Here is a 16,696-nt window from a genome sequence, read left to right on the forward strand (position 1 = left end):
CCCCGCCGCCCACCCGTGTAGAAAGCCCTTCCACCCACTTTTACAGGGACTTTCGATGAAGGCTTTGCCTTGGCTTTACCTGGCGCTGCTCAGCCTCGGCTACGGAATGGCGCTCAGCTACGGCCAACTCGGCTGGCTGGCACTGATTTCCGTTGGCCTGCTGCTGTTTGCCGGGTACGCGGTACGCCAGCAAGAAGTGCCGTTCGCACGCTATCTAGGCCACGGCCTGTTCATTGTGATGACCTTGGCGTTGGCGATGCATTGGTTGCCGGGCTTTTACAACGGTCGCGCTATTGATCCGCAGCGTTTCACTGATAACGCTGCGCGCTTTTCGATGTACCTGAATCAGGACAAACCACTGGTCGGCTTCTGGCTGTTGCTGGTCTGCCCATGGATTGTCGCGCGGCGCCCGTTGCGCCTGACGGTGTATGCCACCGCCCTGGGCCTGACGTTAAGCGCGGTCCTCGCACTCGGTGGTGCGGTGTTGCTTGGCGTTATCGCCTGGGCGCCGAAATGGCCGGATCAGGCGTGGTTGTGGGTGCTGAACAATTTGCTGCTGGTGACGCTGGTCGAGGAAGCGTTGTTTCGCGGCTATATACAAGGTGGCTTGAGCCGGCGCTTCAAGCATCTGCCGTATGGAGAAAACCTTGCCCTGCTGCTGGCGTCTTCACTGTTCGCACTGGCGCATGTCGGCGCTGGCTGGACTTGGGTATTACTGGCGGGCCTGGCGGGTGTCGGCTATGGTCTGGCCTACCGTTTCGGCGGACTAGGGGCGGCGATCGCCACACACTTCGGGCTGAATGTGCTGCATTTTGGCTTGTTCACCTATCCGATGCTTGCCGGTTGATGCAAGCCGCGTTTTGCGACGCCGTGCTGATTACTGAAAGAAAAATTCAATAATTTCCTGACAGCGCCGACAACCTTTCAAAGCCTTGCGGATTGAAAAACATGCGTAACAACCAGCCCATTACACAACGCGAACGGACCTTCCCGGCTCAGCAACGGTTGATTTCCACAACCGACGCCAAGGGCATGATCACCTACTGCAACGACGCTTTCGTCGAGATCAGCGGGTTTTCGCGTGAGGAACTGATCCGTGCGCCGCACAACCTGGTTCGTCACCCCGACGTCCCGGCTGCGGTGTTTTCGCACATGTGGGGCACACTGAAACAAGGCTTGCCATGGATGGGCATCGTCAAGAATCGCTGCAAAAGCGGTGACCATTACTGGGTTAACGCCTATGTAACACCGGTGTTCGACGGCAATCAGGTGATCGGTTACGAGTCGGTGCGGATCAAACCCACCGCCGAACAGATCCGCCGTGCCGAAGCGCTTTACCAACGCATCAATCAGGGCAAGTCGGCGATTCCTTCCAGCGATAAATGGCTGCCGGTGCTGCAGGACTGGCTGCCGTTCATTCTGGTCAGCCAACTGAGCTTCATGATCGGTGCCACGCTGACTTCACAGTGGGGCTTTGCCCTGGCGGCCGCTCTGTCGGTGCCACTGGGCCTGATGGGCCTGCAATGGCAGCAACGCGGGCTCAAGCGCCTGTTGCGTCTGGCCGAGCAGACCACCTCCGACCCGCTGATCGCGCAGATGTACACCGACAGCCGTGGCGCGCAAGCACGTCTGGAAATGTCGATCCTCAGTCAGGAAGCCCGTCTGAAAACCTGCCTGACCCGTCTGCAGGACACTGCCGAGCACCTGACCGATCAGGCCAAGCAGTCCGACCGACTGGCACACAGCAGCTCGACCGGCCTGGAACGTCAGCGGGTGGAAACCGAACAGGTCGCCACCGCCGTCAACCAGATGGCCGCGACGACTCAGGAAGTTGCCAGCCACGTGCAGCGCACCGCCGACGCGACTCAGGAAGCCAATCGCCTGACCGGTCGCGGTCGTGACATCGCCGGGGAAACCCGCGAAGCCATTCAACGCTTGTCGGTTGTTGTGGGTGAAACCGGCTTGACCGTCACCCAACTGGCGAAAGACAGCGACGAAATTGGTGGCGTGGTCGATGTGATCAAAGGCATCGCCGACCAGACCAACCTGCTCGCGCTCAACGCCGCCATCGAAGCGGCCCGCGCCGGGGAGATGGGTCGCGGTTTTGCCGTGGTAGCGGATGAAGTTCGTCAACTGGCGCAACGCACCAGCGAATCCACCGGGCAGATCCATGCCCTGATCGCCAAGCTGCAGCAGACTGCTTCGAGCGCTGTGCAAACCATGGAAGCCGGGCATCGCCAGGCCGAAGAAGGTGTCGCGCGGGTGCTGGAAGCGGACCTGGCGCTGGTCGGTATCAGCGAAGCGGTGGCCAACATCACCGACATGACCACCCAGATCGCCGCCGCGACCGAAGAGCAAAGTGCTGTGGCCGAAGAAATCAGCCGCAACATCAGCAATATTTCGGAGTTGGCGGATCAGACTTCGGAACAGGCGCACAACTCGGCGCTGCTGAGCGAAGAGCTGACCAAGACTGCCAATACGCAGTACTCGTTGGTGGAGCGGTTTAACCGCTAAAAGCAAAAGATCGCAGCCTGCGGCAGCTCCTACAGGAACATGCATTCCAATGTAGGAGCTGCCGCAGGCTGCGATCTTTTGATCTTCAAAGCCCGGACGGCGAAAGCTTCCGGGTTTTTTGTTGCTTGTCTGAAAGTGATAGTGCTTGGCAGAGCGCTTTCGCGAGCAGGCTCGCTCCCACTTTGGAACGTAGTGGGATCACAGATTTGTGTCCAACGACAATCCCTTGTAGGAGTGAGCCTGCTCGCGATGAGGCCATAACAGCCAGCGAAATTACTGAGGCAACTTCAGCTTATCCAGCAGTCGATTGACCAACAGTTCGTTGAGCATGATCACCTGTTGCAGCGCCAGCAGCGGTTTGCGCTCCGGGCCGCCGATCGAGTGGGCGATGTTACCGGCCATGGCATGGGCGTAAGACAGCGACTCGCAGGCTTCGACGAGCAGGGTTTCGTCATCCAGGGTGGGGTCGACGAGAAAGACGGGGCGAAACTTGGGCGAGGTTGGCGGAGCCGCGAGGTCGTCGGGTTTGAGGTAGTAGTCGAGGGCGCGGTCGGTTGCTTCTTTGATCTTTTGCGGGCTAAGCGCTGGGTCGTGGGGGATTGGGTCTGTGGCTGGTGGGTTTGGTGTGATTTTGAACATAGGTGTAACTCCAGTTTCGAATATTAGGAGCCATCACCCTCGCTACCAAACGAGTGGGTGGTGGCCATACGTGGGTTGGTAGACCGGTCGAAACGGGAAACCCGGCGCTCACGAATGAGCCCCACGCATGTCCACCATAAAAATCTGAGCCCCAAAAAAGGGACTGCGTACGGTGACACCATACGGTTTCGAAGCGGGCTACCAAACCCGATCACTGTTTTCCAGTGACAGGGAAACGATACAACCCACCTCATAGCCGCGTAAGCCGGCGGATTCTGGCGTACGCGTAGGTAACAACGCAAGGAGTTGTAGGCCTCATGGCGTAACGCTTTGTGTGGTTTAAACGCGCTCGCAGGATCGCGTTTACTGAGAGAAAAAGCTGGAAATTGCCCTGTTCATTTATGTTGTCTGTCAGACCGCTTTCGCGAGCAGGCTCGCTCCCACAGTTGGACAGGGTGCGTCACTTAGAGATTGGTCGGCTGTCAGGCCGCCATCGCTGGCAAGCCAGCTCCCAAAGTAAAGCAAAAGCAGAACGCGCACCGCTTCTGCTCTTCACCACTCAACAGGATGAGCGTTAGCTCGGCTGCCGCTCTTGATCTTGATCTTGATCCACGGGCGACGTCGGAAGGCTGAGTGGAGGGATTGATCCGGGGGTGGGAGCGCAGCGACCGTTTGGCGAAGCCAAACACAGCGAGAGGAGGTGCAGCGCAGCAAACCGGAGACGCTGCGCCCGGATCGATCCCGCAGCGAAGGAACCCCGAGCCCCAGCGAGCGGGCCGAACGCAGGAGCAAGCCTTTTTGGTTACTTTTTCGGCGTCTGGAAAAAGTGACCCGCCGTAAGGGCGGAACCATAATCAGCCATCACCGCAGCAACGGATATTCACCCAGACATTACCGAAGAAACGAAGCTACTTTCTGCACAGCGCAAGCCAAATGCTGCTCATGGGTAAAACCGGAAACCTTCAACGGCTTCAAATCATGATCCCCGGCCGCTAGCCACGTCACCTCAATACTCGGTGACAAGGTGTAAGCCTCGACAGCTTCACGATTACCAAGCGCATCCCGCTCCCCCTGCACAATCAACGTCCGCGTCTTCAAACCAGCCAAATGCTCAACCCGAGGCTTCTCCGGCTTGCCCACCGCATAAAACGGATACCCCAAACACACCAACGCATCGGCAGCCAATTCGTCAGCCAAAAGACTCGCCATCCGCCCCCCCATCGACTTCCCACCAATGGCCAAAGCCCCAGCGACATGACGTCGCACCTCAGCGAACACCTCACGCCAACATTCCAGCAGTTTCGGCGCAGGATTCGGCGGTCGCTTCACCCCATCAACGCGCCGCTGCGCCATATACGGAAACTCAAACCGCAACACGTTCACCCCAAGTGCAGCAAGGCGCCCAGCCATATCCGTCATCCAGTCACTGTCCATCGGCGCCCCCGCCCCATGCGCCAGGATCAACGTCGCCGAAGCCTCGCCACTGGCGGCGTTCCAAAGCCACCCATGATCACGTACGCACTGCGCCCATTGATCCCCGTCAATACTGGCCTTGTGCTGTTTGTTCATGCTTGCCTCGCTTTTAGTCTGCCTATAACTCCAGGCGAAGGATTTGCGGCTCTTTTGCGCGCGGTCACTTCGGCTGAACCGTGGATGGGGAACCATGAACACTTCTATCAGTACCGCCTACAACTACAAGGTGGTCCGCCAATTCGCCATTATGACGGTGGTGTGGGGCATCGTCGGCATGGGGCTCGGGGTTTTTCTCGCGGCCCAATTGGTCTGGCCCGAGCTCAACTTCGATTTACCCTGGACCAGTTTCGGCCGTCTACGCCCTCTGCACACCAACGCGGTGATCTTCGCGTTCGGTGGCTGCGCGCTGTTCGCCAGTTCGTTCTACTCGGTACAACGCACCTGCCAAACCCAATTGTTTGCGCCAAAGATTGCCGCATTCTGCTTCTGGGGCTGGCAACTGGTGATCCTGTTGGCGGCGATCAGCCTGCCATTGGGTTACACCAGCTCCAAGGAATACGCCGAGCTGGAGTGGCCGATCGACATCCTGATCACCATTGTCTGGGTCGCCTACGCGGTCGTGTTCTTCGGCACGATCATGCAGCGCAAGACCAAACACATTTATGTGGGCAACTGGTTCTTCGGCGCGTTCATCATCACTGTGGCGATTTTGCACATCGTCAACAACCTGGAAGTTCCGGTCAGTTTTACCAAGTCCTACTCGCTGTACTCCGGCGCGACAGACGCGATGGTGCAATGGTGGTACGGCCACAACGCCGTAGGCTTTTTCCTCACCGCCGGTTTCCTCGGGATGATGTACTACTTCGTGCCGAAACAGGCCGAGCGTCCGGTGTATTCGTATCGCCTGTCGATCGTGCACTTCTGGGCCCTGATCACCCTGTATATCTGGGCCGGCCCGCACCACTTGCACTACACCGCGCTGCCAGACTGGGCACAGTCGCTGGGCATGGTGATGTCACTGATTCTGCTGGCACCGAGCTGGGGCGGCATGATCAACGGCATGATGACCCTCTCGGGCGCGTGGCATAAGTTGCGCAGTGACCCGATCCTGCGCTTCCTCGTGGTCTCGCTGGCGTTCTACGGCATGTCGACCTTCGAAGGTCCGATGATGGCGATCAAGACCGTCAACGCCCTCTCCCACTACACCGACTGGACCATCGGCCACGTTCACGCCGGCGCTCTGGGCTGGGTGGCGATGATTTCCATCGGCGCGCTGTATCACATGATCCCGAAAATCTTCGGCAAGGCGCAGATGCACAGCGTCGGCCTGATCAACGCGCACTTCTGGCTCGCGACCATCGGCACCGTGCTCTACATCGCCTCGATGTGGGTCAACGGCATCGCCCAGGGCCTGATGTGGCGCGCGGTCAACGAGGACGGCACGCTCACCTACTCCTTCGTCGAAACCCTGGTGGCCAGCCACCCAGGCTTTGTCGTGCGGCTGGTTGGCGGGGCGATCTTCCTCAGCGGCATGTTCCTGATGGCTTACAACACCTGGCGCACGGTGCGGGCCTCGCAGCCTGCTGACGTCGTTGCCGCCGCGCAGATGGCCTGAGGAGTCCGCCATGAAACACGAAACGATTGAAAAGAACGTCGGCCTGCTGATGCTGTTGATGGTGTTCGCCGTGAGCATCGGCGGCCTGACCCAGATCGTCCCGCTGTTCTTCCAGGACGTCACCAACAAACCGGTGGAAGGTATGAAGCCCTACACCGCGCTGCAACTGGAAGGTCGCGACATTTACATCCGCGAAGGCTGCGTCCAGTGCCATTCACAGATGATCCGGCCGTTCCGCGCTGAAACCGAGCGCTACGGGCACTACTCGGTGGCCGGGGAAAGCGTTTGGGATCACCCGTTCCTGTGGGGCTCGAAACGCACCGGGCCGGATCTGGCACGGGTCGGCGCACGTTACTCGGATGACTGGCACCGCGCGCATTTGTACAACCCGCGCAACGTCGTACCGGAATCGAAAATGCCGGCCTACCCATGGCTGGTCACGCAAGCGGTCGACAGCAGCCACACCGAAACCAAGCTCAAGACCATGCGCACCCTCGGCGTGCCGTACACCGACGACGACATCAGCGGCGCGGTGGCCAGCCTCAAGGACAAGACCGAAATGGACGCACTCATCTCCTACCTGCAAGTGCTCGGCACTGCAATCAAGAGCAAGAGGTGAGCCATGGTCTTTGAAATGAGTGCAGGACTGATTCGTGGCTTAGGCACCGTTGTGGTGTTCGTCGCCTTCGTTGGCTTGACCCTGTGGGTGTTCAACCGCAAGCGCAATCCGGAATTCGCCGAAGCGCGTCTGCTGCCGTTCGCCGACGAACCGCAACCCGACACTACCCCAGCATCTGAAACAAGGAGTACCCGGCCATGACCACCTTCTGGAGTACGTGGATCTGCGTACTGACCATCGGCAGCCTGATCGGCCTGACGTGGCTGCTGATCGGCACCCGCCGGGGCGAAACCAAGGGCAGCGTCGACCAGACCATGGGCCACAGCTTTGACGGCATCGAGGAGTACGACAACCCGCTGCCGCAGTGGTGGTTCATGCTGTTCGCCGGCACCCTGGTGTTTTCTGTGGGCTACCTGATCCTTTATCCGGGTCTGGGCAACTGGAAAGGCGTCCTGCCGGGTTACGAGGACGGCTGGACCGGCGTGCACGAGTGGGAAAAGGAAATGAACAAGGCTGACGCCAAGTTCGGGCCGATCTTCGCCAAGTTCGCCGCCATGCCGGTGGAAGAAGTGGCGAAGGATCCGCAAGCGCTGAAAATGGGCGGCCGTCTGTTCGCTTCCAACTGCTCGGTGTGCCACGGCTCCGACGCCAAAGGCGCGTTCGGCTTCCCCAACCTCGCCGACAGCGATTGGCGCTGGGGCGGCAATGCCGACACCATCAAGACCACCATCATGGGTGGCCGGGTGGCAGCAATGCCGGCCTGGGGCGAAGTGTTGGGCGAAGCGGGCGTGAAGAACGTCGCGGCGTACGTGCGTCACGAACTGGCCGGCCTGCCGTTGCCTGCCGACAGCAAGGCTGATCTGCAAGCCGGACAGCAAGCCTTCAACACCACTTGCGTGGCGTGTCACGGGGCAACCGGCAAAGGCACTGAAGCCATGGGCGCGCCGAATCTGACGCACCCGGCCGGGTTTATCTATGGCACCAGCCTTACTCAGCTTGAACAAACCATTCGCCACGGTCGTCAGGGCCATATGCCCGCGCAAAACGAACTGCTGGGTAACGACAAGGTGCAATTGCTCGCAGCTTATGTATACAGCCTGAGCCATGGATTGAGCACAGAAAAACTTATAACTGAAGACAATAAATAGACAACATTGCCTACACCTATGCCGCACCGATTAAGGTGCGGCAGTTTCCTGCCCCTTTGCGACGCATTGTCGCACCCTTCACTCCCTCGCCTTTCGGTTCCCCTGATTCGGGTCTACGCTTGCTCGATGAGGACTGGCTCGTGCCGGTTCCAGGTCGACGTTAACCGCTGTGTTCTGCGAAATGGCTGACTGAAGTGGCCGCAAACGCCGGTAGATACCGGCTGTCGAGCCGATTGCCGTCCGTCAGCCGAACGGAGCGTTTGAACACACCTCGTTACACGCGACCTGAACCCCTCGCTTTTTTCTTCGGCTGCGACATTTTGTCCGAGGCCGATTTTGTCCTTACGCGGCGCATGGAAAGGCCGCAGAATCAGCGTTGGAAAGCATTGACCCAGGTCATGGCGCGTTGCAATGACCCCCTGCTTTCCCCATACTTGCGGCCGAATTAATCCTAATAAAATACCCAAACCGTGGAACCTTAGAATGAGCACAGCAATCAGTCCGACTGCTTATAACTATAAGGTAGTCCGCCAGTTCGCCATCATGACGGTGGTCTGGGGGATCCTTGGCATGGGGCTCGGTGTTTTCATCGCCTCGCAACTGGTCTGGCCGGAATTGAACTTCGGTCTGCCGTGGACGAGCTTTGGACGCCTGCGCCCGTTGCACACAAACCTGGTGATTTTCGCCTTCGGTGGTTGTGCACTGTTTGCCACTTCCTACTATGTCGTGCAGCGAACCTGCCAGACGCGACTGATTTCCGACAGCCTCGCCGCCTTCACCTTCTGGGGCTGGCAAGCGGTAATCGTCGGCGCGATCATTACCTTGCCGCTGGGTTACACCACCACCAAGGAATACGCGGAACTGGAATGGCCGATCGCCATTTTGCTGGCCATTGTCTGGGTGACCTACGGGCTGGTGTTCTTCGGCACCATCACCAAGCGCAAAACCAAACACATCTATGTCGGTAACTGGTTCTACGGTGCGTTCATCGTCGTGACCGCAATGCTGCACATCGTCAACCATGCCTCCCTGCCGGTGAATCTGTTCAAGTCCTACTCCGCCTACTCGGGCGCGACCGACGCGATGATCCAGTGGTGGTACGGCCACAACGCCGTGGGTTTCTTCCTGACCACCGGCTTCCTGGGGATGATGTATTACTTCGTGCCGAAACAGGCCGAACGTCCGATCTACTCCTATCGCCTGTCGATCGTGCACTTCTGGGCACTGATCACCCTGTACATCTGGGCCGGCCCGCACCACTTGCACTACACCGCGCTGCCGGATTGGGCACAATCGCTAGGCATGGCGATGTCGATCATCCTGCTGGCGCCAAGCTGGGGCGGCATGATCAACGGCATGATGACCCTCTCGGGCGCCTGGCATAAGCTGCGCACCGACCCGATCCTGCGCTTCCTCGTGGTATCGCTGGCGTTCTACGGCATGTCGACCTTTGAAGGGCCGATGATGGCGATCAAGACCGTCAACTCGCTGTCGCACTACACCGACTGGACCATCGGCCACGTACACGCCGGCGCTCTGGGCTGGGTGGCAATGATCTCGATCGGCGCGATCTACCACATGATCCCGAAACTGTTCGGTCGTGCGCAGATGCACAGTGTCGGCCTGATCAACGCGCACTTCTGGCTCGCGACCATCGGTACCGTGCTCTACATCGCGTCGATGTGGGTCAACGGCATCACCCAGGGTCTGATGTGGCGTGCAATCAACGATGACGGCACCCTCACCTACTCGTTCGTCGAAGCGCTGCAAGCCAGTCACCCGGGCTTTATCGTCCGTGCCCTGGGCGGTGCGTTCTTCGCCAGCGGCATGCTGCTGATGGCTTACAACGTCTGGCGCACCGTGCGCGCCTCGAACCCGGCTGAAGCCGAAGCCGCTGCCCAGATCGCTGTCGTTGGAGCTCACTGATGAAGCATGAAGCTGTCGAGAAGAATATTGGCCTGCTGGCCTTCTTCATGGTCATCGCCGTCAGCGTCGGTGGCCTGACCCAGATCGTACCGCTGTTTTTCCAGGACGTTACCAACAAGCCGGTCGAAGGCATGAAGCCGCGTACCGCCCTTGAACTGGAAGGCCGCGACGTTTACATCGCCAACGGCTGTGTCGGCTGCCACTCGCAGATGATCCGTCCGTTCCGTGCCGAAACCGAACGCTACGGCCACTACTCGGTCGCTGGTGAAAGCGTCTGGGACCACCCGTTCCTGTGGGGTTCCAAGCGTACCGGTCCGGACCTGGCCCGTGTCGGCGGTCGTTACTCCGATGACTGGCAACGTGCGCACTTGTACAACCCGCGCAACGTAGTGCCTGAGTCGAAAATGCCGGCTTACCCGTTCCTCGTGGAAAACAAGCTCGACGGCAAGGAAACTGCCAAGAAAATGGAGGTCCTGCGTACGCTCGGCGTTCCTTACACCGATGAAGACATCGCCGGTGCTCAGGATGCCGTGAAGGGCAAAACCGAAATGGACGCGCTGGTGGCCTATCTGCAAGGCCTGGGCACCATCATCAAAAGCAAACGGTGATTTAGATGGATATCGGGATGATTCGTGGCCTGGGCACCGTTGTTGTGATGGTGGCCTTTATCGGTCTGGCGTTGTGGGTGTTCAGCCCCAAGCGCAAGTCGGAGTTTGAAGACGCGACCTTGCTGCCTTTTGCGGATGATCCCGAAGCCATCAAGCACGTCGAGCAAGCTTCTAGGAGTAACAAAGAATGACTACATTCTGGAGTCTGTACGTCACAGTCCTCAGTCTTGGCACCATTTTCGCCCTGACCTGGCTGTTGCTGTCGACCCGCAAGGGCCAGCGCTCCGAGCAGACGGACGAGACGGTCGGCCACTCGTTCGACGGGATCGAGGAGTACGACAACCCGCTACCGAAATGGTGGTTCATGCTGTTCGTGGGCACCATTATCTTTGCGCTGGGTTATCTGGTGCTGTACCCGGGCCTGGGTAACTGGAAAGGCCTGCTGCCAGGCTACAACTACCTCGATACCGAGAAGCAGACTGCGTTCGCCAACGGCCAGACCGGCTGGACTGGCGTGCACGAGTGGGAAAAGGAAATGGCTCGCTCGGACGCCAGGTTCGGCCCGATCTTCGCCAAGTTCGCTGCCATGCCAATCGAAGAAGTGGCCAAGGATCCGCAAGCGCTGAAGATGGGTGGTCGCCTGTTCGCTTCCAACTGCTCGGTCTGCCACGGTTCCGACGCCAAGGGTGCCTATGGCTTCCCTAACCTGACCGACGCCGACTGGCGCTGGGGCGGTGAAGCGGAAACCATCAAGACCACCATCATGGGCGGCCGTCACGCGGTCATGCCGGCGTGGGCTGAAGTGATTGGCGAGCAAGGCGTGGCCGATGTCGCTGCGTTCGTGGTCACCAACCTCGATGGTCGCAAGCTGCCGGAAGGCGCCAAGGCAGACGTCGCCAATGGCCAGAAACTGTTCGCCGCCAACTGCGTGGCCTGCCACGGCCCGGCGGGCAAAGGCACGCCAGCGATGGGCGCACCTGACCTGACCCACCCAGGCGCATTCATCTACGGTTCGAGCTTTGCGCAACTGCAGCAGACCATCCGTTACGGCCGCCAGGGCCAGATGCCTGCACAAGAACAGCTGCAAGGCAACGACAAGGTTCACCTGCTGGCGGCTTATGTTTACAGCCTGTCCCACGGTGAAAAAGCACCGGAAGCGAACGCTGAGTAAGGCCAACGCTTGAAGCAAAAAAACGGCCCCGTCATTTGACGGGGCCGTTTTCGTTTCAGTCCATGGTGACTGTCAGCGCACCGCGACAGTGGCGATCACCTTGCGTGATGGCCAGTTATTGTCAGAAACCTGATGCACATTGAACGACTTTCGATCAGTAGCGAAGCTTGCTATCAAGTAGCGCAGCATCTCTCGCTGCGCTTCGGTTGAGACGGTAGGCGGCACGAAGGATTCGTCTATAGTCAATTGATCTGCATCATGCTTTGTTACATTCGTTACACCATTCAGGATTTTTCCCCAACGCGACCAAAGGTCGCACCCGTTCATCGGCGTTACAGGCGTATCATTGCGCCACTGCAACGCCCCTTCTGACCCCGGTTGGCACGTATCGACCGAGGCATTTTTCCACTGCCGTGGGATGCAATGATGAGTAACCAGATTCCGGTACACGACGTCACGCCACCGAGTAAAAACGCGAACAACAGCGTCGACCTTTACGCCTCTCGAGAAAAAATCTACACCCGTGCTTTCACCGGCCTGTTCCGCAATCTGCGGATGATGGGCGGTGCCGGCCTGTTCCTGCTGTATTTCGGGACGGTGTGGCTGAACTGGGGCGGCCATCAGGCCGTGTGGTGGAACCTGCCGGAACGCAAGTTCTTCATTTTCGGCGCGACCTTCTGGCCGCAGGATTTCATCCTGCTGTCGGGGATCCTGATCGTCGCCGCGTTCGGACTGTTTTTCATCACCGTTTATGCCGGGCGCATCTGGTGTGGCTACACCTGTCCGCAAAGTGTGTGGACGTGGATTTTCATGTGGTGCGAAAAAGTCACCGAAGGCGACCGCAACCAACGCATCAAGCTCGACAAAGCGCCGATGAGCGGCAACAAGTTCCTGCGCAAGCTCGCCAAACACACGCTGTGGTTGCTGATCGGCTTTGTCACCGGTATGACCTTTGTCGGCTACTTCTCGCCGATCCGCGAACTGGTGTTTGAGTTCTTCACAGGGCAAGCCGATGGCTGGTCGTATTTCTGGGTCGGTTTCTTCACCCTCGCCACCTATGGCAACGCCGGTTGGCTGCGCGAGCAGGTGTGCATTTACATGTGCCCGTACGCACGCTTCCAGAGCGTGATGTTCGACAAAGACACGCTGATCGTTTCCTACGACCCGCGCCGTGGTGAAAGCCGTGGCCCGCGCAAGAAAGGCGTCGATTACAAGGCCATGGGCCTGGGCGATTGCATCGATTGCACTATGTGCGTCCAGGTCTGCCCGACCGGCATCGACATCCGTGACGGCCTGCAGATCGAGTGCATCGGCTGCGCCGCCTGCATCGATGCCTGTGACAGCATCATGGACAAGATGGATTACCCGCGCGGCCTGATCAGCTATACAACCGAACACAACCTGTCCGGCCAGAAAACCCATAAACTGCGGCCACGCCTGATCGGCTATGCCGTGGTGTTGCTGGCAATGATCAGCCTGTTGGCTGCCGCGTTTTTCATGCGCTCGCTGGTCGGTTTCGACGTCAGCAAGGACCGCGTGCTGTACCGCGAAAACGCCGAAGGCCGGATCGAAAACGTCTACAGCCTGAAGATCATGAACAAGGATCAGCGCGACCACACCTATCTGCTGCAAGCCAGTGGTCTGCCGGACCTGCGCCTGCAAGGCAAGCGCGAGATCAAGGTCGCCGCCGGGGATATCTTTACCATGCCGGTCGAACTGTCGAGCGCGCCGGAACAACTGCCGTCGAGCACCAACGAGGTGAAATTCATCCTCAAGGATGCCGATGACGACAGCGTCCACGTTGAAGCCAAGAGCCGATTCATCGGCCCACAAACTCGTTGAGAGAACTGAACATGCCCGCAGCAAACGCCGCAAGCCCTTGGTACAAACACCTCTGGCCATGGATCATCATCGCGATACTGGCCTGTTCGGTGACGCTGACCCTGTCCATGGTGACCATCGCGGTGAACAATCCGGACAATCTGGTCAACGACAACTATTACGAGGCTGGCAAAGGCATCAACCGTTCGCTGGATCGCGAGTTGCTGGCGCAAACCCTGAAGATGCGCGCGGCGGTGTTTCTGGATGACGTGACCGGCGAAGTCAACCTGCGATTGAGCGGCGACAGCCAACCGAAAACTCTCGAGCTGAATCTGATCTCGCCGACTCAGCCGGAGAAGGATCGCAAGATCGTCCTGACCCGCAGCGAAACTGAATCGGGGCGCTACATCGGCCAGTTGAACGATAAAGTCGAAGATCGCCGCTTTGTGGAGTTGCTGGGCACGCAGGACGAGCACATCTGGCGGATGTTCGAAGAAGAACTGGTCAGCCATGACAAGGATCTGCTGCTGGGTGATGAACCGCTGCAAGGCGCGGAAGACCTGAAAAAGTAAACCGCTCCCTTTAGGAGCTACCGCAGGCTGCGATTTTTTGACCTTGCTTTAAAAACAAAATCAAAAGATCGCAGCCTGCGGCAGCTCCTACAGAGGCGGTATTGATTCAGCAGTATTAGTGAATATCCGATGACCTCCCCACTCCCCTGCTACCACTGCGCCCTGCCCGCCCCGTCCGGCAGCCGCTTTACCGCCGTCGTACTCGGGGAGCCGCGCGAATTCTGCTGCCCTGGCTGTCAGGCTGTGGCTGAAGCCATCGTGGCCGGCGGGCTCGAAAGCTACTATCAGCATCGCAGCGAAGCCTCGGCCAACCCCGAGGCGCTGCCGGTGCAACTGGTCGATGAACTGGCGTTGTACGACCGTGCCGACGTGCAAAAACCTTTCGTCCGCCACGAAGGCAATCTGGCCGAAACCACTCTGTTGATGGAAGGCATCAGTTGCGCCGCCTGTGGCTGGCTGATCGAGAAACACCTGCGCACGCTGCCTGCCGTGGCCGAGGCGCGATTGAACCTGTCCAACCACCGCCTGCATGTGAGCTGGGCCGATGGGCAATTGCCACTCAGCCAGATCCTCGCCGAACTGCGCCACATCGGTTACGCCGCGCACCCGTATCAGGCTGACCGCGCCAGCGAGCAACTGGCCAGCGAAAACCGTCTGGCCCTGCGCCAACTCGGCGTCGCCGGATTGCTGTGGTTCCAGGCGATGATGGCGACCATGGCCACCTGGCCGGAATTCAACATCGACCTCAGCCCCGAGCTGCACACCATCCTGCGCTGGGTCGCGCTGTTCCTGACCACGCCGATCGTGTTCTACAGTTGCGCACCGTTTTTCAAGGGCGCCATGCGCGATTTGCGCACGCGGCATCTGACCATGGATGTCTCGGTTTCACTGGCGATCGGTAGCGCCTATATCGCCGGAATCTGGACCTCGATCACCGGCGTCGGCGAGTTGTATTTCGATGCGGTCGGCATGTTCGCGCTGTTCCTGCTCGCTGGACGTTATCTGGAACGTCGCGCCCGGGAGCGCACTGCGGCCGCCACCGCACAGCTTGTCAATCTGCTGCCAGCCTCGTGCCTGCGTCTCGATGAGACCGGCCAGAGCGAGCGCATCCTCCTCAGCGAATTGCGGGTGGGCGAGCGAATTCTGGTGCAACCCGGGTCGATCCTGCCGGCGGACGGCAAGATTCTCGACGGCCAGTCGAGCATCGACGAATCACTGCTGACGGGCGAGTACCTGCCGCAACCGCGGGCACCGGGTGATGCGGTCACTGCCGGAACGCTGAATGTCGAAGGCGCGCTGACCGTGCAGGTGCTGGCCCTGGGGCAAGACACCCGGCTGTCAGCCATCGTTCGTTTGCTGGATCGCGCTCAGGCCGAAAAACCGCGACTGGCGGAAATCGCCGACCGCGCCGCGCAATGGTTTTTGCTGTTGTCACTGATCGCTGCGGCCGCCATCGGCCTGTTGTGGTGGGAGCTGGATTCGTCGCGGGCGTTCTGGATCGTCCTCGCCATGCTGGTCGCCACCTGCCCCTGCGCGCTGTCACTGGCGACACCCACTGCACTCACCGCTGCCACCGGCACCCTGCACAAACTCGGCCTGCTGCTGACGCGCGGCCATGTGCTGGAGGGTTTGAATCAGATCGACACGGTGATCTTCGACAAGACTGGCACGCTCACCGAAGGTCGCCTGGTGCTGCGTTCGATTCGTCCTCTGGGCGCACTGGACAGCGACCAATGCCTGAGCCTCGCCGCCGCGCTGGAAAACCGTTCGGAACACCCGATTGCCCGCGCGTTTGGCCGGGCACCGTTGGCCGCTGAAGACGTCCACAGCACGCCGGGGCTTGGCCTCGAAGGCATTGTCGGCGAGCAACGTTTGCGCATCGGCCAGGCTGATTTTGTCTGCGCCCTCAGTGCCGCCGCAGCCCCGGCGATGCCGGATGAGCCAGGCCAATGGCTGCTGCTCGGTGATGGTTCGGGACCGCTGGCGTGGTTCGTGCTCGACGATCGCCTGCGCGACGATGCACCCGCCCTGCTCGCCGCGTGCAAGGCGCGTGGCTGGCGCACATTACTGCTGTCCGGCGACAGTTCGCCGATGGTCGCCAGTGTCGCCGCCGAATTGGGCATTGATGAGGCCCGTGGTGGCTTGCGTCCGGATGACAAGCTGCAAGTGTTGCAACAGCTGCACAAGGAAGGTCGCAAAGTGCTGATGCTCGGCGACGGCGTCAACGATGTGCCGGTGCTGGCTGCCGCCGACATCAGCGTGGCCATGGGATCGGCCACCGATCTGGCCAAGACCAGCGCCGATGCGGTGCTGCTGTCCAATCGCCTCGATGCGTTGGTGCAAGCGTTCACGCTGGCGCGGCGCACCCGTCGGGTAATCATCGAGAACCTGCTGTGGGCCGCGCTGTACAATGGCCTCATGCTGCCGTTCGCCGCCCTCGGCTGGATCACCCCGGTGTGGGCCGCGGTCGGCATGTCGATCAGTTCGTTGACCGTGGTGCTCAACGCCCTGCGCCTGACTCGCCTGACTCGCCTGCCGAGTTCGCCGCAAGCCTGCGCCCGATCAGAAACCCGTCCGCTGCCGGCCTGAG

General features: G+C 59.8%; 16 protein-coding genes. 13 read left to right on the plus strand and 3 right to left on the minus strand.

What is annotated here, in order from left to right; all coding sequences use genetic code 11:
• The first annotated feature begins 55 nt into the window (after positions 1-55).
• Positions 56-847 (plus strand): CPBP family intramembrane glutamic endopeptidase, encoded by a 792-nt coding sequence (locus tag JJD74_RS00005; protein ID WP_047300414.1) that lies wholly within the window; start codon positions 56-58, stop codon positions 845-847.
• A gap of 101 nt (positions 848-948) precedes the next feature.
• Positions 949-2,514, plus strand: coding sequence for a methyl-accepting chemotaxis protein (locus tag JJD74_RS00010; protein ID WP_200610488.1), 1,566 nt, complete (start codon positions 949-951; stop codon positions 2,512-2,514).
• A gap of 273 nt (positions 2,515-2,787) precedes the next feature.
• Here the strand turns inward: JJD74_RS00010 and JJD74_RS00015 are convergent, their stop codons facing one another.
• Together JJD74_RS00015 and JJD74_RS00020 are read right to left on the minus strand one after the other, a co-directional pair.
• Positions 2,788-3,153: a DUF6124 family protein gene (locus JJD74_RS00015; RefSeq protein ID WP_200610490.1), complete on the minus strand. Its 366-nt coding sequence runs from the start codon at positions 3,151-3,153 to the stop codon at positions 2,788-2,790.
• 891 nt (positions 3,154-4,044) lie between these two features.
• On the minus strand, positions 4,045-4,722 hold the full coding sequence (locus tag JJD74_RS00020) for an alpha/beta family hydrolase (protein WP_200610493.1): 678 nt from the start codon (positions 4,720-4,722) through the stop codon (positions 4,045-4,047).
• Between the two features lie 94 nt (positions 4,723-4,816).
• Between JJD74_RS00020 and ccoN (JJD74_RS00025) the strand changes: the two genes are divergently transcribed.
• The 8 genes from ccoN (JJD74_RS00025) (at position 4,817) to ccoP (JJD74_RS00060) (ending at position 11,713) form a co-directional block, all read left to right on the plus strand.
• Positions 4,817-6,241: a cytochrome-c oxidase, cbb3-type subunit I gene (gene ccoN, locus JJD74_RS00025; protein WP_042558546.1), complete on the plus strand. Its 1,425-nt coding sequence runs from the start codon at positions 4,817-4,819 to the stop codon at positions 6,239-6,241.
• A 10-nt stretch (positions 6,242-6,251) separates the two neighbouring features.
• Positions 6,252-6,860, plus strand: coding sequence for a cytochrome-c oxidase, cbb3-type subunit II (ccoO, locus tag JJD74_RS00030; protein WP_042558545.1), 609 nt, complete (start codon positions 6,252-6,254; stop codon positions 6,858-6,860).
• 3 nt (positions 6,861-6,863) lie between these two features.
• On the plus strand, positions 6,864-7,061 hold the full coding sequence (locus tag JJD74_RS00035) for a cbb3-type cytochrome oxidase subunit 3 (protein WP_042558544.1): 198 nt from the start codon (positions 6,864-6,866) through the stop codon (positions 7,059-7,061).
• A complete protein-coding gene (gene ccoP / locus JJD74_RS00040) occupies positions 7,058-8,008 on the plus strand; it encodes a cytochrome-c oxidase, cbb3-type subunit III (protein ID WP_042558543.1) in 951 nt (316 codons plus the stop codon). The genes JJD74_RS00035 and ccoP (JJD74_RS00040) overlap by 4 nt, the downstream gene beginning before the upstream one ends.
• 483 nt (positions 8,009-8,491) lie before the next feature.
• Positions 8,492-9,934 (plus strand): cytochrome-c oxidase, cbb3-type subunit I, encoded by a 1,443-nt coding sequence (ccoN, locus tag JJD74_RS00045; RefSeq protein WP_042558542.1) that lies wholly within the window; start codon positions 8,492-8,494, stop codon positions 9,932-9,934.
• A complete protein-coding gene (ccoO, locus tag JJD74_RS00050; RefSeq protein WP_042558541.1) occupies positions 9,934-10,542 on the plus strand; it encodes a cytochrome-c oxidase, cbb3-type subunit II in 609 nt (202 codons plus the stop codon). Before ccoN (JJD74_RS00045) ends, ccoO (JJD74_RS00050) begins: the two co-directional genes overlap by 1 nt.
• 5 nt (positions 10,543-10,547) lie before the next feature.
• Positions 10,548-10,733 (plus strand): CcoQ/FixQ family Cbb3-type cytochrome c oxidase assembly chaperone, encoded by a 186-nt coding sequence (locus JJD74_RS00055; protein ID WP_003175465.1) that lies wholly within the window; start codon positions 10,548-10,550, stop codon positions 10,731-10,733.
• Positions 10,730-11,713 carry a cytochrome-c oxidase, cbb3-type subunit III gene (gene ccoP / locus JJD74_RS00060; RefSeq protein WP_150594628.1) on the plus strand — a complete coding sequence of 328 codons (984 nt, stop codon included), beginning with the start codon at positions 10,730-10,732 and terminating at the stop codon, positions 11,711-11,713. Before JJD74_RS00055 ends, ccoP (JJD74_RS00060) begins: the two co-directional genes overlap by 4 nt.
• A 72-nt stretch (positions 11,714-11,785) precedes the next feature.
• Here ccoP (JJD74_RS00060) and JJD74_RS00065 read toward each other — a convergent pair whose 3' ends face one another.
• Entirely contained in the window at positions 11,786-12,073 is a 288-nt protein-coding gene (locus JJD74_RS00065; RefSeq protein ID WP_200610496.1) for a hypothetical protein, read from the minus strand.
• 66 nt (positions 12,074-12,139) lie between these two features.
• On the opposite strand from JJD74_RS00065, the gene ccoG reads away from it, so the two are divergent.
• The 3 genes from ccoG (at position 12,140) to JJD74_RS00080 (ending at position 16,695) form a co-directional block, all read left to right on the plus strand.
• Positions 12,140-13,555, plus strand: a complete 1,416-nt coding sequence (gene ccoG / locus JJD74_RS00070; protein WP_200610508.1) for a cytochrome c oxidase accessory protein CcoG — start codon at positions 12,140-12,142, stop codon at positions 13,553-13,555.
• An 11-nt stretch (positions 13,556-13,566) separates the two neighbouring features.
• Entirely contained in the window at positions 13,567-14,106 is a 540-nt protein-coding gene (locus JJD74_RS00075; protein ID WP_200610511.1) for a FixH family protein, read from the plus strand.
• A gap of 129 nt (positions 14,107-14,235) precedes the next feature.
• Positions 14,236-16,695 (plus strand): heavy metal translocating P-type ATPase, encoded by a 2,460-nt coding sequence (locus JJD74_RS00080; RefSeq protein WP_200610514.1) that lies wholly within the window; start codon positions 14,236-14,238, stop codon positions 16,693-16,695.
• Position 16,696 lies beyond the last annotated feature (1 nt).

Source organism: Pseudomonas sp. MF6776, assembly GCF_016613125.1.
GTDB lineage: Bacteria > Pseudomonadota > Gammaproteobacteria > Pseudomonadales > Pseudomonadaceae > Aquipseudomonas > Aquipseudomonas iridis.